Genomic DNA, 22361 nt, shown 5'->3' with positions numbered 1-22361 from the left:
GACCATGTCGCGGCCGCCGAGCTCAACGTGTCGTCGGCCACGCCGCGCTTCCTCGAGCGCGCGGTGCATTACGATGGCTTGTCGGCGAAGCTGGCGAAACGGCTCGAGGGTCGCTCGCGCGAGCTCGCGATGGAGGCGCTGAAGGTCGCCAACCGCGAAGCCAACCGCGCGCTGGCAAAAGACAAGGGCGGCGACTATCGCTGGAATTTCGGCATCTACATCTATCGCGAGGGTCCGGACGGCCCGGTCGATGACGATGCCGACGAAGGCGGTGCGGCGTGAAGCGCCCGCCGGTCATTTCGCGCCGCGTGCTGCTTGTCGGCTTCTGGCTTGCCGGAACGTCGCTCGCGGGCGCGCAGGTCAAGAAGCGCGGCAATGATCAGGGCATCGGCGGCACCGGCATCACCGGTTCCGATCAGGGAATCGGTGGCACCGGCATCGTCGGCGTGATCCAGCGGTTCGGCTCGATCTATGTCAATGGCGAGCGTGTCGCCTATGCCCCCGACGTGCCGGTCAGAATCGACGGCGAGGCGACGAGCGCCAAGGCGCTGCGGATCGGACAGCTCGCGCGCGTGGTGGCGCAGCGCGATGGCGGCGGCACGCTGTCGACCAAACGCATCGATGTAACCAGCGAGGTGACCGGGCCGGTCGAGCAAATGAAGCCGGGCGGGCTGACGGTGCTCGGCCAGACGGTGGCCTGGATCGGACGCGAGAGCTGGCTGAAGGTGGGCGCGCATGTCGCCGTGTTCGGGTTGCGCCGCACCGACGGCGTCGTCGTCGCAAGTCTGGTGCAGGAGCGCCATGACGCCACCGCGCGCGTCGCAGGGCCGCTCGAGCGCGACCGTGCCGGCGCCTTGCGGATCGGCGAGCTCAAGCTCGACGGCGTCGATGCGGCGCTGGTCGGTCAGCGCGTGCAGGCCGAGGGGCACGTCGCGCAGGGCGTGATGCAGGTGTCGCGCAGCCGCGCCGACGATTTCTCCGATCTCGCCGGCGCGCACCGGCTGTTGATCGAGGCCTATGTGCGGCGGGTCGGCAATGACCTGCAGCTCGGCTCCGGCTTTGTCGCGCGCGACCATTCGCGGTTCTCCCCGGCGGCCGACACGCGCGTCATCCTCAACGCGCAGTTGTCGGGCCCGCGCGAGCTGCGCGTCGAATCGGTGCAGTCGGTCGGCAAGTTCCCGGGCTCGTCGGTGAAGAGCCCGGGCACGCCGGGCCGTGGCCCCGGCGGCGGCGGATCCGGGCCGGGTCACGGATCGGGACCTGGCGGCCGCGGCGCGCCAGGCGGCGGCGGTCCAGGCGGCGGGCCTGCGCCTGATCCGCTGAGTGGTGGACCGACCGGCCCCGGTCCCGGTGGCTTCGGCCCGCCCGGCGGACCGTTCGGTCCCGGTGGCGGTGGCAGACCATTCGGACCCGGCGGTGGATTCGGTGGCGGCGGACCGCCCGGCGGCATGGGGGGCGGCGGCCGCCGCTAAGGCCACAAACGCGATCGGCGCAAGCGAGACCGCTTGCGCCGATGTTCAGATCGATCGTTGTGCGATTGAGCTAGCCCGCGCTGAGCCGGACGCCGGCGCGGAGGAATTTCTGCGGATCGACCGCTTCACCGTCGATGCGGGTCTCGTAGTGCAGATGGGGACCGGTGGAGCGGCCGGTCGAACCGACGGCGCCGATCACCTGGCCGATCTTGACGTATTCGCCGACCTTGACGCCGATCTCGGAGAGATGACCGTAACGCGTCGACAGGCCGTTGCCGTGATCGACCTCGACCATGCGGCCATAGCCGCCGGCCCAGCCGGCCGACACCACCTTGCCGTTGGCGGTGACACGCACCGGATCGCCTTGCGCCGCGCGGAAGTCGAGGCCGGTATGCATCGCCGGCCGGCCGAGGAAGGGATCGGTGCGCACGCCGAAGCCGCTGGTGAATTCGACTTCACCGACCACGGGCTTGCGGTAAGGCACCAGCGCCAGCGTCTGGTTCAGTCGCTGCATCTGTGCGCGGTTGATATTGATGCGATAGAGCTGGCGTTCGAACGCGCCGGCGTCGGCAGAGAGTTTCACAGGGACAAAGGGCCCGCCCATGCCGGAGCGCGGCGTCGCCGCCTCGAGCTGCGCCATGTTGAGACCGAGATCGGAGATCACGCCGCGCATCCGGCGCACCTTGGAATCGATGCTGTCCTCGACCGAGGCGAGCGCGGCAACCTGGCGCCGCTCGACCTGGTCAAGCGAGGTCTGCAGGCGGACCAGCACGTTGTCGACGCCCTGGGCCTTCGCGAACTGGTTCGGCTGCGTCTTGGCGATCAGCGGCGCGCGCGATTCGAGCCGTGCCTCGCGATCCGGCGGCGCCACGAAGATCACGGTGTCGCTGATCGGGGAGGGTTTCAGCGTGCCGGAGGACGGCGCAGCCTCGGCCCGGCCCTGCGGCTTGATCGATCCGGTGCTGGTGACGTCGGGCATTGCGCCGAGCGCGGTGGCGCGCGATTCCAGCGTCGACTGCCGCTTCATGATCTGGTCGAGCTTTTGGTCGAACTGCTCCTGGTCGAGCAGCTGGCGGCTGGTGGTGCGGTCGACCTTGGCGCGCAGCTCCGAGATGCGGTCCTCATAGGCGTATTGCATCTCGGCTTGGCGCGCGATCAGCCGGGTCAGCACGTCGTCGCGGAACGCGAAATAGGTCGCGGTGGCTGCCGACCACATGCCGAGCAGCACCACGGTGCCGACGATGATCCAGAACACCACCGGCCCGAACCGGACCTGCTTGCCGGCATGGACCAGGGTATAGCCCTCGCCGGAGGCGGCCACCGCTGCCGCCTTAGCGGGTGCGGTGTGATGGGCTGCCGGACGGCGCGCCGGCGTCCGGCCATGGTCCTGCGGATGATGGTGTTTGTGATGTTCCTGGTGATGACCGGACCGGCTCGACATCGGTACTCCCGCGGCCGGTCGGACCAAGCTCCGTACGGCTAATTTGCGGGGCCGATTTGAGCCCGTCATGGTTAATTTTCAGGAAACGGAACTCGTCCCGTCAGAGCGCGCGGGCAGCCTCCAATACCGCTTCGGCGTGGCCGTCGACTTTCACATGGCGCCAGATGCGGGCGACTCTTCCACTGGAATCGACCAGAACCGTGGTGCGAATAATTCCCATGAAGGTCCTGCCATACATGGATTTTTCGCCCCAGGCGCCATACGCCTCCAGCATCTCGTGGGCCGGATCGGAGACCAGCGGCACCGACAGCTGGTGTTTGTTTCGAAATGACTCCTGCGCCTTAACCGTGTCGGCGGAAATGCCGACCACTTCGGTCCCCGCAGCGACGAACTCGCTTTTGAGCCGGGTGAAATCGATCGCCTCCCTGGTGCAGCCGGGGGTGTCGGCGCGGGGGTAGAAGAACAGCACCAGCTTCTTGCCGGCAAAATCCTTCAGCGAAACGCTGTCCCCGCCGTCGCGCGGCAGGTCGAAGCCGGGCGCCGTGGCGCCCTCGGCAAGTGTGATGGCGGACGAGTTGGTCACGGTCGGCCCTCGCTTTAACGGTTTCGATGCCGCCTTGTGCGAAGCTTTGCTTCGAACACCCGCTGCGGTCTTTGCTTTCGTTGCCTTTGTCGTTTTCTTAGTTGTTTTCTTGGCCGCTGCCTTCTTCGCAACCGCTGTGCGGGTTTTCGTCGCGGACTTCCCAGTGCTTGCGCTTGCGGCGCGCGCAACCTTTGTTGTGACCCGCTTTCCGGTTGTGTTGGAGGATTTCTTGCGCGTTTTCTTGGACATACGCCTTCCTTTCGTCGCTTTCCGAAGCTCAACCATTGGGGTATTGCGGGTCTTATTGGCGGCGGCCGGATTCGCGCCGGCCGCTGGGCAAGTTTGATGGCCACGGAGTATGGTGACAAGGAATTCGACGCGTGACCCGTCCGCTTGCTGAATTGGCTTTTGATTGGTTGGTTTGGTCCGTTCTGGGGGCCATCGGCGAGTAACATGATTAGGCGAGGATAGGCGGCGATGCCGGCACAGGAGCGCTCGATACGCATCGACGGGCGCCCCGATGGCGGCGATCAGCTTCGCCGTCAGCACCGAGAGGCAATGGCAAGGAACACGTCGCCGCAGGGTCCAAATCCGCGCGCCGGGGCTGACTTCTCGCAATGGGAAGACGACGCTGCGTGGGACGAGCAGGATGAGGCGGCGGGCAACCGTGCGCGGCAATTGCTGGCGCGTTCCAACACCAACCTGCATCGCTTCACCGATTTCTGCTCCGGCATGCAGCGCTCGCTGAACGGCGAGCGTTGGATCCGTCGCATCGGCCTCGTCCTCGTGGTGCTGGTCGCGATGTTCGCGACCTGCTTCGGCGCGCTGTGGTGGCGGCTCGGCGCCGGCCCGATCAATCTCGACATGGCGACGCCGTGGCTTGCCGCGGCGATCGAGGAGAATATCGGCCACGGCAACACGGTCGAGGTCGGTGGAACGCAGATCGAGCGCGCCGGCCGCGTCAGGATCGCGGTGCGCATCCGCGACATCATCGTCCGCGACCGCGACCATGCGGTGGTTGCGAGCGCGCCCAAGGCCGAAGTGCGCCTGTCGGGCACCGCGCTCCTGATGGGCCAATTGCGGGCGGAGAGCCTCAATCTGGTCGATGCTGAACTGTCGGTGCGCATCACGCCCGACGGCAATGTCACCGTATCCGCCGGCGACACCGCTAAACCGCTGGCCACCGGCGTTGCCTCCAAGCGGGAGGCGGGGATGCCGCCGACATTCCCGCGGCCGACACCCGCGGCACCGCCGCCGCCGGTTGCCTCGCCGCCGGCTGCCGCCGAGCCCTCGGCGTCACCCGATTCGGCCCAGAGCGGGCTGCTCGCCGGTCTCGACTGGCTCGACAGCCTCAGCATGACCGGCCTCGATGGTCAGAACCTCAACGAGATCGGCCTGAAGAACGGCAATCTCGTCGTCGACGATCAGCAGCGCGGCAATAAATGGAGCTTCGAGAACATCAGCCTCAGCCTGCGGCGCCCGAGCGGCGGCGGCGTTGCGCTCAGCTTCGGCGAGGAGGGCGCGAAACCCTGGTCGGTGCGCGTGCTGGTCGGGCCGCAGCAGAACGGCGTACGCTCGGTCGACATCAAGGCCGACAAGGTTTCCACCCGGAACATCCTGCTCGCGCTCCGAACCAAGGATCTGACCTACACCGCCGACCTGCCGCTGTCGGGCGAGATGAAGGGCGAACTCGGCCGCGACGGCCTGCCGACCTATTTCCGCGGCAAGATCAATGTCGGTGCCGGCAACATCATCGACACCGACACGCCCGACTACCCGATGCCGGTCGATTCGGCCGAGATGAGTGTCGAATGGGATTCGGGCCGCCGCGTGCTGCTGGCGCCGATCAAGGTCATCTCGGGCGCCAACCGCATCACGCTGCTCGGCCATATCGAGCCGCCGAACGACAACGTCACCGACTGGCAGGCCGGCCTGTCGGGCGGCACCATCGTGCTGGCCGGCGCCGACAAGAACGAACCGCCGTTGATCTTCAATCGCATCAACATCGGCTTCCGGTTCGACACCGACAAGAAGCGCGTGCTGCTGACCCAGGCCGACATCTCCAATGGCGAGATCGGCGTCGCTGGAACCGGCAGCATCGACTATTCCGGCGAGCCGCGGCTGCAACTCGGATTCGCCGGCACGCCGATGTCGGCCTCGGCCCTGAAACGGATGTGGCCGGTCATCATCGTGCCCGAGGTGCGCGAATGGGTGCTCGAGCGGATCGACCGCGGCACGCTCCAGCGTATCGATGTCGGCGTCAATTCGCCGGTGCACAACCTGTCGCGCAAGGGACCGCCGATCCCGGATGACGGCCTCTCGGTCAACATTGTCGCCTCGGGTGTCACGGTGCGTCCGGTGGACCAGATGCCCGCGGTGCATGACGCGGATCTGAAGGCCAGGGTGACCGGCCGCACCGCGACCGTGACCATCAACCAGGGCATTGCCGACACGCCTGCGGGCCGCAAGATCACGCTGTCGGACTTCAGCTTCGAGGTGCCGGACATGGCGCCGAAGCCGTCGCCGTCGAAGGTCAAGTTCCGGGTCGACTGTCCGGTGCCGGCCGCCGCCGAAATCCTCGCGTCCGACCGGCTCAGCGACCTCTCCGGTCCGCCGATCGATCCCAATGCCAGCAAGGGCAACGTCACCGCAACGATCAATCTCGGCATGCCGGTGAAGGGCGAACTGACCAAGGCCGATACGCTCTACTCGGTCACGGCCGACATCTCCGGCGTTGCCGTCGACAAGCTGGTGATGAACCAGAAGCTCGAAGCCAACGCGCTGAAGGTGATCGCCAGCAATGCCGGCTTCCAGGTCAAGGGCGACGTCAAGATCAACGGGCAGGCGGCCTCGCTCGACTACCGCAAGCCGGCTGAGGGCGATGCCGACGTCAAGCTGCAGGCGACGCTGGACGATGCGAGCCGCGCGCGCCTCGGGCTCGATCTCGGTCCCGCGGTCTCGGGCGCGATCCCGATCAAGCTGAGCGGCAAGATCGGCAGCGGCGACAACCCCACCACCAAGATGGGCGTCGAAGCCGACCTGACCCAGCTCAAGCTCGACAACATTCTTCCGGGCTGGGTCAAGGCGCAGGGCCGGGCCGGCAAGGCAACCTTCAACGTGGTGCCGAAGGGTCAATCGACCAGGTTTGAGGATATCTCGATCGACGGCGCCGGCGTGTCGATCAAGGGGGCGCTCGAGGTCGACCAGAACGGCGACCTCATGAATGCGTACTTCCCGACCTACGCGCCGTCGGAAGGCGACAAGACTTCGCTGCGGGCCGATCGCGGTCCCGACGGCGTGATCAAGGTGACGATGCGTGGCGACGTATTCGACGGCCGGGGCTTCCTGAAGTCGGCGATCTCCGGCCGCGACAGCGATCCCAAGAGCAAGACCAGGACCACCGATTTCGATGTCGATCTGAAGCTCGGCGCGGTCGCAGGATTCAACGGCGAAGCGCTGCGCAGCGTCGACGCCAAGGTCTCGCGCCGCAACGGGTTCTTCAAGGCGTTCACGCTGAGCGGCAAGGTCGGTCGCGATACCCCCGTCACGGTCGATATGCGCGGACGCCAGCAGGGCCGCGAGGTGATCTATCTGCAGACCAGCGACGCCGGTGCGTTCCTGCGCTTCATCGACACCTATTCGAAGGTGGTCGGCGGCCAGCTTACGCTGGCGATGGAGCCGCCGATCCCGGAGCCGAGCCCGAGAGAAGGGCTCATCAATATCACCGGCTTCTCGGTGAAGGGCGAGACCCAGCTCGACCGCGCCGTTGCCGGCGGGCCGGTCAGCACCCAGAACGGCATCGGCTTCGACGCGCTGCGCGCCGAATTCACGCGCCAGAGCGGCCAGCTTTCGATCCGCAACGGCGTGGTCAAGGGACCGACCATCGGCGCGACCATCGAAGGCAGCATCGACTATATCGGCAACCAGGTGCGGATGAACGGCACCTTCATTCCGATGTACGGATTGAACAACATGTTCGGCCAGATCCCGTTCTTCGGGATTTTCCTCGGCGCCGGCAGCAATGAAGGCCTGATCGGCGTGACCTATGAAGTGGTGGGCACGCCGAGCGCGCCGGTGCTGCGCGTCAACCCGATCTCCGCGCTGGCGCCCGGCCTGACGCGGAAGATCTTCGAGTTCAAGCAGTACGGCCCGAACGACCTGCCGCCGACGAACAACTGACGCGTTTCGAGCGAGGGGGTCGACGGCTCGCGCACGGAAAATACGTCAAGCCGGAAGCCTGAGCGCCCCTGAACGACGGCAAAGAAGAGCGGCGCCCGATTGAATCAGGCGCCGCTGATCTCAGCTCTTCACCGCAGTCGTCCGGCTCAGCGGTCGAAACCGGGCAGGGCGGCGGTGTGCTCCGCGCGGGCGCCCGTCAGTCTGTTGGGGTTGAGGTGAAGTGCGCGCAGAATCGTCGGTGCGACCTGCTTGTTCTCGACCTTGTCATCCACCACCGCGCCTTCGAAGCCCGGGTTGGCGACGACCAGCAGGACGTGGGTGTCGTCGTCGGTGAAGCCGCCATGCTCGGAGACCTTCTTCGCGCTGCCGCTGTAGATCGTGCCATGGAGCGGCTGGATGATGATGTCGGGCGTGCGGCCCTGGGCCGGGTTGCCGAATTTGTCACTCAGCTCGTCGCCGGCATAGATCTTCTCGATCCGGGCCTGGTTCAGCAGAACCCTGTCGGTCTCGAGGATGCCGACGGCCTTGCTGGCCTGGGTCTGATCGGCCAGCCAGATCAGCGAAACGTCGTCGGCGGTCTCCTGCGCTACCTTCACGCCGCCGGCGGTCAAGAGGTCGACCGGGTCGACGACGTCGGCATGGCCCATTGGCAGCCGCGGATTGGTAGAGCCCTTCAGCATGTGAAGCTGGCTCACGTCGATCGGTGACTGGCCATGCTTCGCACCGACGACGACCAGGGTATTCTTCGTGAGATGCTGCTTGTCGAGCTGTTCAAGGATCTGGCCGAGCGAGCTGTCGACGAACTCGAGCGACAATTCGAGCTCCGCGCTCGGTGTGCCGTTCGCATCCGTGTAGCCGTCGGCGGTGACTTTCTGTCCGACGCTGACGGCCTGGAAGTTCATGCCCAGGATCGCGGGCACGCCGACGGTCTTTGTCCCGGTATGGTCAAGGCCCTTGATCCAGTTCAGGACTGCGGTGACCTTCAGATTGTCGTAGTAGCGGGTGTAGACCGGGTTCACGGTCCAATCGTCACTCGCCTTGGGCGTCGGGATCAATTCGGGTGCAGTGGCAAGCACGGTCGTCGAATTGATCTCGGGCGCATAGAGCTCGTCGAGGCCCTTGCCGGAGGGGCCGCTGATGATCTCATAGGCCGGGTGCTTGTCCGACCAGGCCGTGCGCAGGCCAGCCTCGTGGATCACTTCCATGATCGTCGTGGTGTCGTTCTTCAGGTAGGCGTGCGGATAGACCGGCAGGCAAGCGCCGCCGACCTTGCGCAGCGGCAGGTTGGCTGGATTGATGTGGTCGGAATTGGCCGCACCACCGCCGTCGAGCTTGCTCAGATCGTAATCGAGCGCTTCGAAATATGTGGCTTCGGTACCTGGCTTGCCCTGGCAGTTGCTGCCGGGCGGAAACAGCGTCTGGTCGTAGGTGTCGTCGTAAAAGACGCCGTGCGTCTTCGGCGAGGCGCCGGTCATGAGTGCCAGCAGCCCCGGAAAGGAATCCGACGGGTGCGAGGTGTGCGCATTGGTGTAATGCACGCCGTGCCTCAGCAGTTTTGCGAAGGTCGATGTCGGGTGTCCTTTGACATAACGCTGCAGGTCGATCTCGTGCATGCCGTCGACGCTGATCAGAAGAACATGCTCGATGGCGCGATGATCGTCATCGTCGGAGCGTGCGGTCGCGCTGAGCGCGGTCGAGCCGAGCAATACCGCAATCGCGAGCTTTCCGAATCTATTCATGTTTGACGCCCTCCCGTTGAGAAACTGGCGTCCTTGGATACCGCTGCGAACACGACAGGGATGTGAAATCGCAATGATGATGTCATAACGATCCCGTTAGCGCGGTCATTGCTGCCCTGCGAGCGCGCTCCGCCGTCACATCTCGTTCGCATGCCCGTAACAGTCCGCTCGCAAATGGTGCGCTGGGTTCGCTGGTGCCCGGCTCAGCGCCGCAGCGCCGGCACCACCAGGAACGGGATCAGGCCGAGCACCACATTGACCAGCGCGAAGGCGATCAGCGGATTGTAGCTGTGGGTCCAGTCGTGAATCAGGCCGCCGCCCCATGAGCCGAGGCCGGAGCCCAGACCGCTGCCGATCATGATGGTGCCGTAGATCGTGCCGACGCGCTCGCCGCGGAAAATCTTCAGCGCGGTCGCCGTGATCAGCGGACCGCGCGAGCCGATCATGCTGCCGAAGCAGATGATGAAGCCGGTCAGCAGCCAGTAGTTCGGATACCACTGCAGCAGCCAGAGCAGGATGATGCCGATGATCGAGACGCCGTAGCTGAACAGCACCGAGGGCCGGCGGCCGATGATGCCGTCGAGCGTGGAGACGCCGAGCATGCCGACGAACAGCGCGACGCCGGAGAAGCCCCAGGCGGTTGCCGCCTGTAGCGGCGGGAAGCCGACATCGATCAAATAGGCGACGATCTGCGCCGTCAGCGCATACATCGCGATCGCGGTGAAGAAGAAGGTGGAGAACAGCGCCCAGAAGGCGTGGTGGCGCATCGCGCTGAGCAGTGTCCAGCCTTCGTCGGCCAGACTGCTTTCCGCCTTCCGGACGATCTGCGGCGATCCGCCGGCGAGCAGCCGCCACGGCAGAAAGACCAGCGGAACAAGCAGGCAGAGCGCGCCGATGCCGAACACCTGATAGGCCTCGCGCCAGCCGATCCGGTCGATCAGAACCTGCGACAGCGGCAACAGCAGCAACAGGCCGGCGCCGGTCGCCGAATACATCACGGCCATCGCGGTCGGCAGGCGTGGTCCGAACCAGCGGCCGAGCAGGATCGAATTCGACACATTGCCGATCAGCGCGGTGCCGAAACCGACGCAGAGGCCGACGCTGAGCTGGAATTGCCAGAGCGCTTGCGCGCGCGAGGCGACGAGGAATGCGCAACCGAGCAGCGACAGGCCCAGCGCATAGACCACGCGCGGACCCGAGCGGTCGAACAGGCGCCCGACCAGCGGCGCGGTCAGGCCGCTGGCGAGCCAGGTCAGCGAGTAGACCGACACCACGGAGGCGCGGTCCCAGCCGAAATTTTCCGAGATCGGTTTCAGGAAAACGGTGAAGCTGTCGCTAAGGCCGCGCCCGAGCACCGACAGCACGAAGCAGAGCGCGAGCACGTTCAGCGCGACGCGGGACTGCTTCGCCGGCGCTGCAAGCGTGTCGTTCGGAGGCGTGGTCTGCTGGTCCATCGCATTCTTTTCGAGCGCGATCGGACGCAAAACCGGAAGTCCACTTTTGCTGATCGCGCTCAGGCAGGGAGCGCGCTTTCCGCACTCCCTGCAACCGACAAATGCGAATGCGCCTATGCAGGCTTCAGCAGGACGTGGCGCTTCTTGCCGAGCGACAGTTTCACCACGCCTTCCGGCGTGAGATTGGCCGAAGTCAGCAGCATCTTCTCGTCGGTCACGGCGTCATCGTTGACGCGAAGGCCGCCGCCCTTGATCTGCCGGCGCGCTTCGCCGTTGGAAGCGACGAGCTCGGCCTTGACGAAGGCGACGAGCACGCCGACGCCGGCTTCAAATTCGCCGCGCGGAATTTCCACCGTCGGCAAGGTTTCGGCCAGCGCACCTTCCTCGAAGGTGCGGCGCGCGGTCTCGGCGGCTTCGTTCGCTGCATCGCGGCCATGGAGCAGGGCGGTCGCTTCCGTCGCCAGCACCTTCTTGGCCTCGTTGATCTCGCCGCCGGACAGGGCTGCAAGCTTGCTGATCTCGCTCATCGGCAGGATGGTGAACAGCTTGAGGAACTTGACGACGTCGGCGTCCTCGACATTGCGCCAGTACTGCCAGAAATCGTAGGGCGAGAACTGGTCGGCATTGAGCCACACCGCGCCCTTGGCGGTCTTGCCCATCTTGTCGCCGGAGGCGGTGGTGAGCAACGGCGTGGTCAGCGCAAACAGTTGCGGCGTGCCCATGCGGCGGCCGAGATCGACGCCGTTGACGATATTGCCCCACTGGTCGGAGCCGCCCATCTGCAGCCGGCAGCCGGCACGGCGCGACAGCTCGACGAAATCGTAGGCCTGGCAGACCATGTAGTTGAACTCGATGAAGCTCATCTCCTGCTCGCGTTCGAGCCGGAGCCGCACCGAGTCCATGGTCAGCATACGGTTGACCGAGAAGTGCCGGCCGATGTCGCGCAGCATCTCGATCCAGTTCAATTTGGTCAGCCACTCGGCGTTGTCGAGCATGATGGCGTCGGAAGGCCCGTCGCCATAGCGCAGCACCTTGGCGAACACGCCGCGGATCGAGGCCTTGTTGGCTTCGATCTCCGCAACCGTGCGCATTGCGCGCGTCTCGTCCTTGCCGGAGGGGTCGCCGACCATCGTGGTGCCGCCGCCCATCAGCGTGATCGGCTTGTTGCCGCTCTGCTGCAGCCAGTACAGCATCATCATGGTCAGGAAGTTGCCGATGTGCAGCGACGGCGCGGTGCAGTCATAGCCGACATAGGCGGTCGCCTGGCCCTTCGCGGCAAGCGCGTCGAGGCCCTCGAAATCGGAGCACTGGTGGACGAAGCCGCGTTCCTGTAAAGTGTTCAGGAAATCCGATTTAAATGCAGTCATTTGTCGGCCAGCCAGCTCATTCTGTTTTTACGGTTTTTGCATCTATTTGCGGAACCTTGGCGCTGAGGCTGCCGCAGGCGGACGCGCAGTGGCATTATAGGATGTACTTGTTTGAGACAAGCCGGGGGTTCCCGGCTGGGGCGCTTCCACGATGATGTTAACGGCACTCGGTCTGATGAGCGGCACCTCGCTCGACGGGGTCGACGTGGCATTGATCGAGACCGACGGCCGTCAGATCAAGGCCTTCGGACCCTCGGGCTATCGGCCTTATACCGAAGGCGAGCGCAGCCTGCTGCGCCAGGCGCTGACGGAGGCGGTTCATCTGTCGCAGCGCGACGCCCGGCCGGGGATTTTGCGTCAGGCCGAGCAGGCCGTCACCACGGCCCATGCCGAGGCGGTCGCCAGCTTCACGGCGCAGCACCGGATCTCGGCCCAGGATATCGACATCGTCGGGTTCCACGGCCAGACCGTCCTGCATCGCCCCGAGCGCAGGTTGACGGTGCAGATCGGCGATGCCCTGGCGCTCGCCAAGGTGATCCACATTCCGGTGATGCACGATTTCCGCGCCGCCGACGTCGAGGCCGGCGGGCAGGGCGCGCCGTTCGTGCCGGTCTACCATCGCGCGCTGGTGCAATCGCTGAACCGCGAGGGGCCGATCGTCGTGGTCAATATCGGTGGCGTCTCCAACATCACCTATATCGACGGCACGGACACGCTGATCGCCTGCGACACCGGGCCGGGCAATGCGCTGCTAGACGACTTCATGTTCCGCCAGATGCACCAGCCGTTCGACACCGCCGGCAAGTTCGCCGCGCTGGGCAAACCGGACGAGGCCTGGATCGCGCAGGCGTTGAAGCTGCCGTTCTTTGCGCTGCCGCCGCCGAAATCGCTCGACCGCAACGACTTCGCCAGCCTCAAGCTCGGCGCCGTGGCGCCGGCCGATGGCGCCGCGACGCTGACCGCCTTCACTGCCGCGGCCATCGCTCGCGTCGTGCCGCTGCTGCCGAAACGGCCGAAAAGCTGGATCATCTGCGGCGGCGGCGCGTCAAATCTCACGATGCTGCGGATGCTGCGCGAGCGGCTGGCGCCGGCGACCGTCGAGCCGGCCGAGGCGCTCGGCTGGGCGGCGGATGCGATCGAGGCGCAGGCCTTCGGCTTCCTCGCCGCGCGCGGCATGAAGGGCCTGCCGCTGAGCTACCCCGCCACCACGGGGGTGCCGATCCCGATGACCGGGGGCATTATCGCGCGACCGTGATTTAGATGCAAATGCATCTACCTTGACAGTTCCATGCCGTTGCATTTAAATCGATGCAGTTGCATTGAACGCGAGGTTCGTCATGGCCGCCCTGAAACTGATCAGCCACAAGCTCTGCCCCTATGTGCAACGCGCGGTGATCGCGCTGCGTGAAAAGGGCGTGCCGTTCGAGCGGGTCGACATCGATCTCGCCAACAAGCCGGACTGGTTCCTGAAGATCTCGCCGCTCGGCAAGGTGCCGGTGCTGGTGGTGACGCGCGACGACGGCAAGGAGGTCGCGCTGTTCGAGAGCAACGTGATCTGCGAGTACATCGAGGAGACACAGGCCGGCGCCAAGCTGCACCCCGAGGACGCGCTCACGCGCGCTGAGCATCGCGCCTGGATGGAGTTCGGCTCGGCCATTCTCGGCGACCTCTGGGGGCTCGAGACCGCAACCGATGCGGCGGCCTTCGAGAGCAAGCGGCAGGCGGTCGCCGCAAAATTCGCGCGCGTCGAGGCTGCGCTCGGCGCCGGTCCGTTCTTCGCCGGCCAGAATTTCAGTCTGGTGGATGCGGTCTTCGCGCCGATCTTCCGCTATTTCGATTTGTTCGACCAACTGACCGATCTCGCGGTGTTCACACACACGCCAAAACTTCGCGCCTGGCGCAGCGCGCTGGCACAGCGGCCGAGCGTACGCAGTGCCGTGTCGCCTGACTATCCGGCGCTGCTGCACGCGTTCCTGGTCGGCCACCGCGCGCATATGCTGAAGCTTGCCGCGTAAGAGCCATGTCGCACTCGGTTGCGTGGATCGCGCTCGTCGTCGCCGGCTTGCTGGACGTCGGCTGGGCGATCTCGATGAAATATGCCGAAGGCTATACGCGACTCGGCTGGACGCTGGTCTCGCTGCTGCTGCTCGCCGCGTTCGTGTTCCTGCTCGGACGCGCGCTGCAGGTGCTCGGCGTCGGCGTCGCCTACACGGTGTGGACCGGCATCGGCGCGGCGGGCACGCTGGCCATGGGCGTGCTGCTGTTCAACGAGGCGGTCAACCCGATGAAAGTCGCGGGGATTGCACTGGTCTTGGTCGGCATCGCCGCGTTGAAATTCGCACCGGAGTAAGTCAGCGCCGTAGCCCGGATGGAGCGCAGCGCAATCCGGGGAATTCTATCCGCGGCAGCAATCCCGGATTTCGCTGCGCTCCATCCGGGCTACGAAGCAGGCGCCGTCAGCGCACGTTGGCGAGACGCATGTCGAGATAGCCGGTCACCGTCTCCATCAGCGGCTCGAGCTTGCCGTCGAAGAAGTGGTTGGCGCCGGGAATGACCTGCTGGTCGATCACGATGCCCTTCTGCGTCTTCAGCTTCTCGACCAGCGTGTTGACGTCCTTGGGCGGCACCACGGCATCCTTGTCGCCGTGCACGATCAGGCCCGATGACGGGCAGGGCGCGAGGAACGAGAAGTCGTAGAGATTGGCGGGCGGCGCGATCGAAATGAATCCCTCGACCTCCGGCCGGCGCATCAGAAGCTGCATGCCGATCCAAGCGCCGAACGAGAAGCCTGCAACCCAGCAGGCGCGCGCTTCCGGATTGATCGCCTGCGCCCAGTCGAGGGCGCTCGCGGCGTCGGACAATTCGCCGGTGCCGTGATCGAACGAGCCCTGGCTGCGGCCGACGCCACGGAAGTTGAAGCGCAACACCGAGAAGCCGCGATGCGCGAACGCGTAGTAGCACTGATAGACGATCTGGTGGTTCATCGTGCCGTGGAACTGCGGATGCGGATGCAGGATCATCGCAATCGGCGCGTTCTTCTGCTTGGCCGGGTGGTAGCGGCCCTCGAGACGGCCAGCAGGGCCGGTGAAAATGACTTCAGGCATTGTGTTCCCTTGATTGACGCGTTCCCTTGATTGACGTCGATCAATCAACCGGTTGGAGCCATCTTCAGCGACGGTTCGCGAACAGAGCAGCTCGTGATGAAATCGGCGCAGGCACCGCCGCGCGGCACGCTGGAGGCCTTCTAGCATGACGCAAGGGGCAAAAATCAAGGAAATTGTGCCGCTTGGCGGCCGCGAATCCGCGTCGCGTTGCGCGCGTTGCCGGCGCGGCGGCGGCGATCCGGATCGACACGCCGGATTGCTTCGAAGGTTACCTGAAGTTTCAGTCTGTCATAATGCTATCGCGCTCAAGGACCGCGAACGCCGTGTCTGGCGGCAGCAAGGCTCCCCGCCGCGCGTGAAAAATCTCCCGTGCCGGGGACGTCTGATCTGGTCTGGGTCGTCAACTGTCGTTATGTCGCAGTGAAGGCCGCAACCACGATGGTTGCTGCGGATAGCTCCATGGCCGATCGCGTTTATCTCGACTGGAATGCCACCACGCCGCTTCGCCAGGAGGCGAAGGCAGCGATGGCTGCGGCGTGGGAATTGATCGGCAACCCGTCCTCGGTGCACAGCGAGGGGCGGCGGGCGCGACGGCTGGTTGAGGATGCCCGCAATGCCGTGGCGAAGGCGGTCGGCGGCCGGCCGCAGGACGTGGTGTTTCTCTCCGGCGGGACCGAAGCCAATGCGCTCGCGCTGACGCCGGGATTGCGCCGCGCTGCGGGCGCGCCGGTGCAGCGGCTGCTGGTGTCGGCGATCGAGCACGCGTCCGTGCTCGCGGGCGGTCGGTTTGCGACGGAGGCGACCGCCGCAATCCATGTCACGCGTGCCGGTGTGATCGATCTCAACCATCTGCGCGCGCTGCTGGCCGATGGTCCGCCGGCGCTGGTCTCGGTGATGCTGGCGAACAACGAGACCGGTGCCATCCAGCCGGTGGCTGATGTCGCCGCAATCGTCCATGCGGCTGGCGGGCTGCTGCATGTCGACGCGATCCAGGCGTTCGGCAAAATCTCGTTCGATCTGGCCTCGACGCAGGCCGACCTGGTGACTCTGTCGGCACACAAGATCGGCGGACCGAAGGGCGCAGGCGCGCTGGTGCTCGCCGAGGGCGTCGAGGGCCTGGAGGCGTTTCTGCGCGGCGGCGGGCAGGAGTTCGGGCGGCGGGCAGGGACCGAGAACATCGCCGGCATCGCCGGGTTCGGTGCGGCCGCCAAGGCCGCGATGGCGGCGCTGAAGGGAGACGCGGCGCGCGTCAGGGGGCTGCGCGATCGGCTGGAGCACGGGCTGCGGCAGACGCCGGACGTGCTGGTGTTCTCCGATGACGTCAAGCGGTTGCCTAATACCGTCCTGTTCACGGCGCCCGGAATGAAGGCTGAGACGGCGGTGATCGGGTTCGACCTTGGGGGAATCGCGGTGTCGTCCGGTTCCGCCTGCTCGTCGGGCAAGGTCCAGCCGTCCCACGTGCTGGAGGCAATGGGATACCGCTCAGGGGTGTCCCGGGGAGCGGTGCGGCTCAGTCTTGGCTGGTCTACCACGGAGACAGACGTGGATTTGACCCTCAAGGCTTGGCGAAAGCTCGCCGATACCTTAGTTAAGGGGGAACGACGAAACACAGCTTGAACTGTTCTAAGCGGATTTCGTCTTCAAAGCATCGTAAGAGACTTTCGGAACTTGATATCCACCGCGGTCCTTGAAACCGCGAGCGGAGGATTGAATGCCTGCTGTACAAGAGACGGTCGAGCGCGTCCGGCGCATCGACGTCGACCAGTATCGATATGGGTTTGAGACGCTGATCGAGTCCGACAAGGCCCCGAAGGGGCTGTCGGAAGACACCGTCCGCTTCATCTCCGCAAAGAAGAATGAACCGGCCTGGATGCTGGAATGGCGCCTGGAGGCGTATCGCCGCTGGCTGACCATGACCGAGCCGACCTGGGCGCGCGTCGACTATCCGAAGATCGACTACCAGGACATCTACTACTACGCGGCGCCGAAGCCGAAGAAGACGCTGTCCTCGATCGACGAGATCGATCCGGAAATCCTCAAGACCTACGAGAAGCTCGGCATCCCCCTGCGCGAGGTCGCGATCCTCGAGGGCGTCGAGCCGCCGCCCGGTGGCGAGCAGACGCCGAACCGCAAGATCGCGGTCGACGCCGTGTTCGATTCGGTTTCGGTGGCGACTACCTTCCAGAAGGAGCTGAAGGCGGCCGGCGTGATCTTCATGCCGATCTCGGAGGCGATACGCGAGCATCCCGAACTGGTGCAGAAATATCTCGGCACCGTGGTGCCGACCTCGGACAATTACTTTGCGACATTGAATTCGGCTGTCTTCTCCGACGGCTCGTTCGTCTACGTGCCGCCGGGCGTGCGCTGCCCGATGGAGCTGTCGACCTATTTCCGCATCAATGAGCGCAACACCGGCCAGTTCGAGCGCACGCTGATCATCGCCGACAAGGGCTCCTACGTCTCCTATCTCGAAGGCTGCACCGCGCCGCAGCGCGACGAGAACCAGCTGCACGCCGCCGTGGTCGAACTCGTCACGCTCGACGACGCCGAGATCAAGTATTCGACGGTGCAGAACTGGTACCCGGGCAATTCGGAAGGCAAGGGCGGCATCTACAATTTCGTCACCAAGCGTGGCGACTGCCGCGGCAAGAACTCCAAGATCTCCTGGACCCAGGTCGAGACTGGTTCGGCGATCACCTGGAAATATCCGAGCTGCATCCTGCGCGGCGACAATTCGAGCGGCGAGTTCTACTCGATCGCAATCTCGAACGGTTTCCAGCAGGTCGATAGCGGCACCAAGATGATCCATCTCGGCAAGAACACGTCGAGCCGGATCATCTCCAAGGGCATCGCCGCCGGCAAGTCGCAGAACACCTATCGCGGTCTGGTCAGCGCCCATCGCAAGGCCACCGGCGCGCGCAACTACACCGCCTGCGACTCGCTTCTGATCGGCGACAAATGCGGCGCGCACACCGTGCCCTATGTCGAGGCCAAGAATTCCTCGGCGACGTTCGAGCATGAAGCGACGACGTCGAAGATTTCCGAGGACGTGCTGTTCTACTGCATCCAGCGCGGGCTCTCGCAGGAAGAAGCCGTCGGCCTCGTCGTCAACGGTTTCGTGAAGGACGTGCTGCAGCAACTGCCGATGGAGTTCGCGGTGGAAGCGCAGAAGCTGATCTCGATCAGCCTTGAAGGTTCGGTTGGCTAATCCATCCCGCCGACGGCGCGGCCGACGCGCCTTTCGGGTGATGCTCAGGAAAAATCAGATGTCTCTGCTTGAAGTGAAAGATCTGCAGGTTCGTGTCGAGGAGCGTGAGATCCTCCACGGGCTGTCGCTCACGGTGAACCCGGGAGAGGTGCACGCGATCATGGGGCCGAACGGCTCCGGCAAGTCGACGCTGTCCCACGTCATCGCCGGCAAGCCGGGCTATGAAGTGACCGGCGGCCAGATCCTGTTCCGTGGCGAGGACCTCCTGGAGATGGAGCCCAACGAGCGCGCCGCCAAGGGCGTGTTCCTGGCGTTCCAGTATCCGGTCGAGATTCCCGGCGTCACCACCTGGAATTTCCTGCATGCGGCGCTCAACGCCCAGCGCAAGGCGCGCGGCGAGGACGAGATCTCGTCGCCGGCGTTCCTGAAGAAGGTCCGCGAAGTCGCCAAGTCGCTGAACATCCCGCAGGACATGCTGAAGCGCGGCGTCAATGTCGGCTTCTCCGGTGGTGAGAAGAAGCGCAACGAGATTCTGCAGATGGCGCTGTTCGAGCCGGCCGTCTGCATCCTCGACGAAATGGATTCCGGCCTCGACATCGACGCGCTGCGGATCGCCGCCGACGGCGTCAACGCGCTGCGCTCGCCGGAGCGCGCGATGGTCGTGATCACCCACTATCAACGGCTGCTCAACTACATCGTGCCCGACTTCGTGCACGTGATGTCGAAGGGCCGGGTGGTGAAGAGCGGCGGCAAGGAGCTGGCGCTGGAGCTGGAAGAGTCCGGTTACACGCAGTTCGAAGACGCTGCCTGACAAACACGGATTTTGTGATGAACGTGGTTGCAAAGACCGAGACCGGGCGTGCGCTGGGCGATGCATTCGCCGTGGTGCGCGATCGTCTGCCCGGCAAGGGCAAGATCGCCGATCAGCGGCGCCAGGCCTTCGAGGCTTATGAACGATCAGGCCTGCCGCATCGCCGGATCGAGGACTGGAAATACACTGACCTGCGCGCGCTGATGCGCGAGGTGCTGCCGCTCGCGCCGGCGCCGGATGCCGCCGCGCTGGATCGCGCCAAGGCGGTCGTAGAGGCCCACGCGATCGAAGGCGTCCGGCGCCTGGTGCTGGTCGACGGCGCGTTCGCGCCTGATCTCTCCGATTGGCAGGATCTGGAGAAAGGGCTCTCGATCAATCCGCTGCGCCTCGCGCTGGAAGGCGGCGACGAGATCATCGCGACGCAGGCTCTCGCGTCCGATATCGCCAACCCCATGGTCGCGCTGAATGGCGCGATGGCGACCGACGGGGTCATTATCGACGTCGCCGACGGCACGGTGCTGACCCAGCCACTGCACATCGTGCATGTCGCATCCGGCACTGCGCCGGCCTCGACGTTCACGCGGTCGCTGCTCCGGCTCGGCCGCGATGCCGGCGTAACGCTGGTGGAGAGCTATCTCGCCGCCGACGGCGCCAAGACCTACCAGACCCATGACGGACTGGTCGTTGCGATCGGCGACAATGCACGGCTCGATCACGTGCGCCTGGTCGAAGACAGCATCGAAGCCTTCAACATTTCCTCGGCGACGGTGTCGCTCGGCGCGCATGCCCATTTCAACACCTTCGGTTTGACGTCGGGCGGGCACGTCAGCCGTTACCAGCTGACGGTGACCTGCAGCGGCGAAGGCTCCAAGGTCGAGACCAACGGTGTCAATCTGATCAACGGCAAGCAGCACGCCGACACCACGCTGTTCATGGATCACGCGGTGCCGCACTGCGCGAGCCGCGAGATCTTCCGTGCCGTGGTCGACGACCGTGCCCATTCCGTGTTCCAGGGCCGCATCGTCGTCCGCCCCGACGCGCAGAAGACCGACGCCAAGATGATGACCCGCGCGCTGCTGCTGTCCGACGACGCGGAGGCCGACAACAAGCCCGAGCTCGAGATCTTCGCCGACGACGTCACCTGCGGTCACGGTGCGACCACCGGCGCGCTCGACGAGAGCCTGCTGTTCTACATGCGCGCCCGCGGACTGCCCGAGAAGGAAGCGCAGGCGCTGCTGATCCAGGCCTTCGTCGGCGAGGCGATCGAGTCCATCGCCAGCGACACGTTGCGCGAGGTCGCAATTGCCACCGCGCAGCGCTGGCTTCAGGCGAGGGCGTGAGCATGCACAAGGCGGTCGCCAACGGCAGTTACGACGTCGCTTTGGTGCGGCAGGATTTCCCGGCGCTCGCCATGCAGGTCTACGGCAAGCCGCTGGTCTATCTCGACAACGCGGCCTCGGCGCAGAAGCCGAATGCGGTGCTTGACCGCATGACCGAGGCCTACAAGAGCGAATACGCCAACGTGCATCGCGGCCTGCATTACCTCGCCAATACAGCGACGGAGGCCTATGAAGGCGCCCGCGGCAAGGTCGCGAAGTTCATCAACGCCCGCCGCAGTGAAGAGATCGTCTTCACCCGCAACGTCACCGAGGCGATCAATCTGGTGGCGTCGTCCTGGGGCGGAGAGAACATCAGAGAGGGCGACGAGATCGTCCTCTCGATCATGGAGCACCACTCCAACATCGTGCCGTGGCACTTTCTCAGGGAGCGCCAGGGTGCCGTGATCAAGTGGGCGCCGGTCGACGACGAGGGCAATTTCCTGATCGAGGAGTTCGAGAAGCTCCTGACGCCGCGCACTAAGATCGTCGCGATCACCCAGATGTCGAACGCGCTCGGCACGCTGGTTCCGGTCAAGGACGTGATCCGGCTGGCGCACGCCCGCGGCATCCCGGTGCTGGTCGACGGCGCGCAGGGCGCGGTGCACCTGCCGATCGACGTCCAGGACCTCGATTGCGATTTCTACGCCTTCACCGGCCACAAGGTGTACGGGCCGACCGGCATCGGCGCGCTCTACGCCAAGCACGAACATCTGGTGGCGATGCGGCCGTTCAACGGCGGCGGCGAGATGATCCGTGAGGTGGCCAAGGACTGGGTCACCTATGGCGATCCGCCGCACAAGTTCGAGGCCGGGACGCCGCCGATCGTCGAGGCGATCGGGCTGGGGGCTGCGATCGACTACGTCAATTCGATCGGCAAGGAGCGCATCGCCGCGCATGAGCACGAGCTGCTGACCTATGCGCAGGAGCGCCTGCGCGAGATCAACTCGCTGCGCGTGATCGGAACCGCCCGCAGCAAGGGACCGGTGATCTCGTTCGAGATGAAGGGCGCGCATCCCCACGATGTCGCGACCGTGATCGATCGTCAGGGCATTGCGGTGCGCGCCGGCACGCATTGCGTGATGCCGCTTTTAGAGCGGTTCAACGTCACGGCCACCTGCCGCGCATCCTTCGGGATGTATAATACTAGGGAAGAAGTCGACCATCTGGCGCAGGCGCTGATCAAGGCGCGGGAATTGTTCGCATGACCGATACAGCCGAAGTCAAGACGGCCACCATGGAAACCACCTCGGCGCTGCCGGCGGAGGAGACCGAGCGCATGAGCGGCGAGATCGTCGCGGCGTTGAAGACGGTGTTCGACCCGGAGATCCCGGCCGACATCTACGAACTCGGCCTGATCTACAAGGTCGATCTCAAGGATGATCGCTCGGTCGACATCATGATGACGTTGACCACGCCGAACTGCCCGGCCGCGGGCGAGTTGCCGCAGATGGTGGAGAACGCGGTTGCCAGCGTTCCGGGCGTCGGCGTCGTCAACGTCAATCTGGTCTGGGATCCGGCCTGGACGCCGGACCGGATGTCGGACGAGGCCCGCCTCGTCCTCAATATGTGGTGATGCGTTAGGGGATTAGATCAGGCTTAGGCTCGACAAGATCGGCAATTGATT

Annotated in this window: 17 protein-coding genes and 1 pseudogene; 12 read left to right on the top strand and 6 right to left on the bottom strand. The window is 65.1% G+C overall.

The features are described from left to right. Nucleotides 1-282, top strand: a pseudogene (locus E2I15_RS08145) (DUF6502 family protein); the annotation flags it as partial. After that, nucleotides 279-1472, top strand: coding sequence for a DUF5666 domain-containing protein (locus tag E2I15_RS08140; protein ID WP_137484005.1), 1194 nt, complete (start codon nucleotides 279-281; stop codon nucleotides 1470-1472). The pseudogene E2I15_RS08145 and the gene E2I15_RS08140, both read left to right, overlap by 4 nt. Nucleotides 1473-1542: 70 nt before the next feature. On the opposite strand, the gene E2I15_RS08135 is transcribed toward E2I15_RS08140, so the two are convergent. Beyond that, nucleotides 1543-2913, bottom strand: coding sequence for a M23 family metallopeptidase (locus E2I15_RS08135; protein ID WP_137484004.1), 1371 nt, complete (start codon nucleotides 2911-2913; stop codon nucleotides 1543-1545). Nucleotides 2914-3013: 100 nt separating this feature from the next. Further along, a complete protein-coding gene (locus tag E2I15_RS08130; RefSeq protein WP_155262270.1) occupies nucleotides 3014-3745 on the bottom strand; it encodes a peroxiredoxin in 732 nt (243 codons plus the stop codon). A 228-nt stretch (nucleotides 3746-3973) separates the two neighbouring features. On the opposite strand from E2I15_RS08130, the gene E2I15_RS08125 reads away from it, so the two are divergent. After that, nucleotides 3974-7675 (top strand): YhdP family protein, encoded by a 3702-nt coding sequence (locus E2I15_RS08125; protein ID WP_137484001.1) that lies wholly within the window; start codon nucleotides 3974-3976, stop codon nucleotides 7673-7675. 146 nt (nucleotides 7676-7821) lie between these two features. On the opposite strand, the gene E2I15_RS08120 is transcribed toward E2I15_RS08125, so the two are convergent. The 3 genes from E2I15_RS08120 to tyrS all read right to left on the bottom strand — a co-directional run bounded on the left by E2I15_RS08120 (nucleotide 7822) and on the right by tyrS (nucleotide 12235). Then, complete coding sequence (locus E2I15_RS08120) at nucleotides 7822-9414, bottom strand: alkaline phosphatase family protein (protein ID WP_137484000.1); 1593 nt, start codon at nucleotides 9412-9414, stop codon at nucleotides 7822-7824. A gap of 203 nt (nucleotides 9415-9617) precedes the next feature. Next, a complete protein-coding gene (locus tag E2I15_RS08115; RefSeq protein WP_137483999.1) occupies nucleotides 9618-10868 on the bottom strand; it encodes an MFS transporter in 1251 nt (416 codons plus the stop codon). Nucleotides 10869-10981: 113 nt separating this feature from the next. Next, nucleotides 10982-12235 (bottom strand): tyrosine--tRNA ligase, encoded by a 1254-nt coding sequence (gene tyrS / locus E2I15_RS08110; RefSeq protein ID WP_137483998.1) that lies wholly within the window; start codon nucleotides 12233-12235, stop codon nucleotides 10982-10984. 151 nt (nucleotides 12236-12386) lie between these two features. Here tyrS and E2I15_RS08105 point away from each other — a divergent pair, with 151 nt between their 5' ends. The 3 genes from E2I15_RS08105 to E2I15_RS08095 all read left to right on the top strand — a co-directional run bounded on the left by E2I15_RS08105 (nucleotide 12387) and on the right by E2I15_RS08095 (nucleotide 14585). After that, nucleotides 12387-13490: an anhydro-N-acetylmuramic acid kinase gene (locus E2I15_RS08105; RefSeq protein WP_137483997.1), complete on the top strand. Its 1104-nt coding sequence runs from the start codon at nucleotides 12387-12389 to the stop codon at nucleotides 13488-13490. Nucleotides 13491-13572: 82 nt separating this feature from the next. Beyond that, complete coding sequence (locus E2I15_RS08100; RefSeq protein WP_137483996.1) at nucleotides 13573-14250, top strand: glutathione S-transferase family protein; 678 nt, start codon at nucleotides 13573-13575, stop codon at nucleotides 14248-14250. A 5-nt stretch (nucleotides 14251-14255) separates the two neighbouring features. Then, the gene (locus tag E2I15_RS08095) at nucleotides 14256-14585 is read left to right on the top strand and encodes a DMT family transporter (protein ID WP_137483995.1); all 330 of its coding nucleotides are present in this window, start codon (nucleotides 14256-14258) and stop codon (nucleotides 14583-14585) included. A gap of 106 nt (nucleotides 14586-14691) precedes the next feature. Here E2I15_RS08095 and E2I15_RS08090 read toward each other — a convergent pair whose 3' ends face one another. Further along, complete coding sequence (locus E2I15_RS08090) at nucleotides 14692-15339, bottom strand: alpha/beta hydrolase (RefSeq protein WP_016843213.1); 648 nt, start codon at nucleotides 15337-15339, stop codon at nucleotides 14692-14694. 459 nt (nucleotides 15340-15798) lie between these two features. Between E2I15_RS08090 and E2I15_RS08085 the strand changes: the two genes are divergently transcribed. The 6 genes from E2I15_RS08085 to E2I15_RS08060 all read left to right on the top strand — a co-directional run bounded on the left by E2I15_RS08085 (nucleotide 15799) and on the right by E2I15_RS08060 (nucleotide 22310). After that, nucleotides 15799-16956, top strand: coding sequence for a cysteine desulfurase family protein (locus tag E2I15_RS08085; protein ID WP_137483994.1), 1158 nt, complete (start codon nucleotides 15799-15801; stop codon nucleotides 16954-16956). A gap of 94 nt (nucleotides 16957-17050) precedes the next feature. Further along, nucleotides 17051-18547 (top strand): Fe-S cluster assembly protein SufB, encoded by a 1497-nt coding sequence (gene sufB, locus E2I15_RS08080; protein WP_018271445.1) that lies wholly within the window; start codon nucleotides 17051-17053, stop codon nucleotides 18545-18547. 58 nt (nucleotides 18548-18605) lie between these two features. Continuing rightward, the gene (gene sufC, locus E2I15_RS08075; RefSeq protein WP_028342146.1) at nucleotides 18606-19358 is read left to right on the top strand and encodes a Fe-S cluster assembly ATPase SufC; all 753 of its coding nucleotides are present in this window, start codon (nucleotides 18606-18608) and stop codon (nucleotides 19356-19358) included. Between the two features lie 17 nt (nucleotides 19359-19375). Continuing rightward, nucleotides 19376-20698 carry a Fe-S cluster assembly protein SufD gene (gene sufD / locus E2I15_RS08070; RefSeq protein WP_137483680.1) on the top strand — a complete coding sequence of 441 codons (1323 nt, stop codon included), beginning with the start codon at nucleotides 19376-19378 and terminating at the stop codon, nucleotides 20696-20698. Further along, complete coding sequence (locus E2I15_RS08065) at nucleotides 20695-21942, top strand: cysteine desulfurase (protein ID WP_137483679.1); 1248 nt, start codon at nucleotides 20695-20697, stop codon at nucleotides 21940-21942. The genes sufD and E2I15_RS08065 overlap by 4 nt, the downstream gene beginning before the upstream one ends. Then, nucleotides 21939-22310 carry an SUF system Fe-S cluster assembly protein gene (locus E2I15_RS08060; protein WP_016845787.1) on the top strand — a complete coding sequence of 124 codons (372 nt, stop codon included), beginning with the start codon at nucleotides 21939-21941 and terminating at the stop codon, nucleotides 22308-22310. Before E2I15_RS08065 ends, E2I15_RS08060 begins: the two co-directional genes overlap by 4 nt. Nucleotides 22311-22361 lie beyond the last annotated feature (51 nt).

This window comes from Bradyrhizobium sp. BR2003 (assembly GCF_009720285.1).
Lineage (GTDB): Bacteria > Pseudomonadota > Alphaproteobacteria > Rhizobiales > Xanthobacteraceae > Bradyrhizobium > Bradyrhizobium elkanii.
Note: the sequence above shows the minus strand (reverse complement) of the source record. Positions and strands in the feature narration are given on the sequence as shown.

Excerpts from the sequence above, each read along its gene's own strand:
- E2I15_RS08135 (WP_137484004.1), bottom strand. The coding sequence starts at position 2,913 with ATGTCGAGCCGGTCCGGTCATCACCAGGAACATCACAAACACCATCAT.
- E2I15_RS08130 (WP_155262270.1), bottom strand. The coding sequence starts at position 3,745 with ATGTCCAAGAAAACGCGCAAGAAATCCTCCAACACAACCGGAAAGCGG.
- E2I15_RS08125 (WP_137484001.1), top strand. The coding sequence starts at position 3,974 with ATGCCGGCACAGGAGCGCTCGATACGCATCGACGGGCGCCCCGATGGC.
- E2I15_RS08120 (WP_137484000.1), bottom strand. The coding sequence starts at position 9,414 with ATGAATAGATTCGGAAAGCTCGCGATTGCGGTATTGCTCGGCTCGACC.
- E2I15_RS08115 (WP_137483999.1), bottom strand. The coding sequence starts at position 10,868 with ATGGACCAGCAGACCACGCCTCCGAACGACACGCTTGCAGCGCCGGCG.
- tyrS (WP_137483998.1), bottom strand. The coding sequence starts at position 12,235 with ATGACTGCATTTAAATCGGATTTCCTGAACACTTTACAGGAACGCGGC.
- E2I15_RS08105 (WP_137483997.1), top strand. The coding sequence starts at position 12,387 with ATGATGTTAACGGCACTCGGTCTGATGAGCGGCACCTCGCTCGACGGG.
- E2I15_RS08100 (WP_137483996.1), top strand. The coding sequence starts at position 13,573 with ATGGCCGCCCTGAAACTGATCAGCCACAAGCTCTGCCCCTATGTGCAA.
- E2I15_RS08095 (WP_137483995.1), top strand. The coding sequence starts at position 14,256 with ATGTCGCACTCGGTTGCGTGGATCGCGCTCGTCGTCGCCGGCTTGCTG.
- E2I15_RS08090 (WP_016843213.1), bottom strand. The coding sequence starts at position 15,339 with ATGCCTGAAGTCATTTTCACCGGCCCTGCTGGCCGTCTCGAGGGCCGC.
- E2I15_RS08085 (WP_137483994.1), top strand. The coding sequence starts at position 15,799 with ATGGCCGATCGCGTTTATCTCGACTGGAATGCCACCACGCCGCTTCGC.
- sufB (WP_018271445.1), top strand. The coding sequence starts at position 17,051 with ATGCCTGCTGTACAAGAGACGGTCGAGCGCGTCCGGCGCATCGACGTC.
- sufC (WP_028342146.1), top strand. The coding sequence starts at position 18,606 with ATGTCTCTGCTTGAAGTGAAAGATCTGCAGGTTCGTGTCGAGGAGCGT.
- sufD (WP_137483680.1), top strand. The coding sequence starts at position 19,376 with ATGAACGTGGTTGCAAAGACCGAGACCGGGCGTGCGCTGGGCGATGCA.
- E2I15_RS08060 (WP_016845787.1), top strand. The coding sequence starts at position 21,939 with ATGACCGATACAGCCGAAGTCAAGACGGCCACCATGGAAACCACCTCG.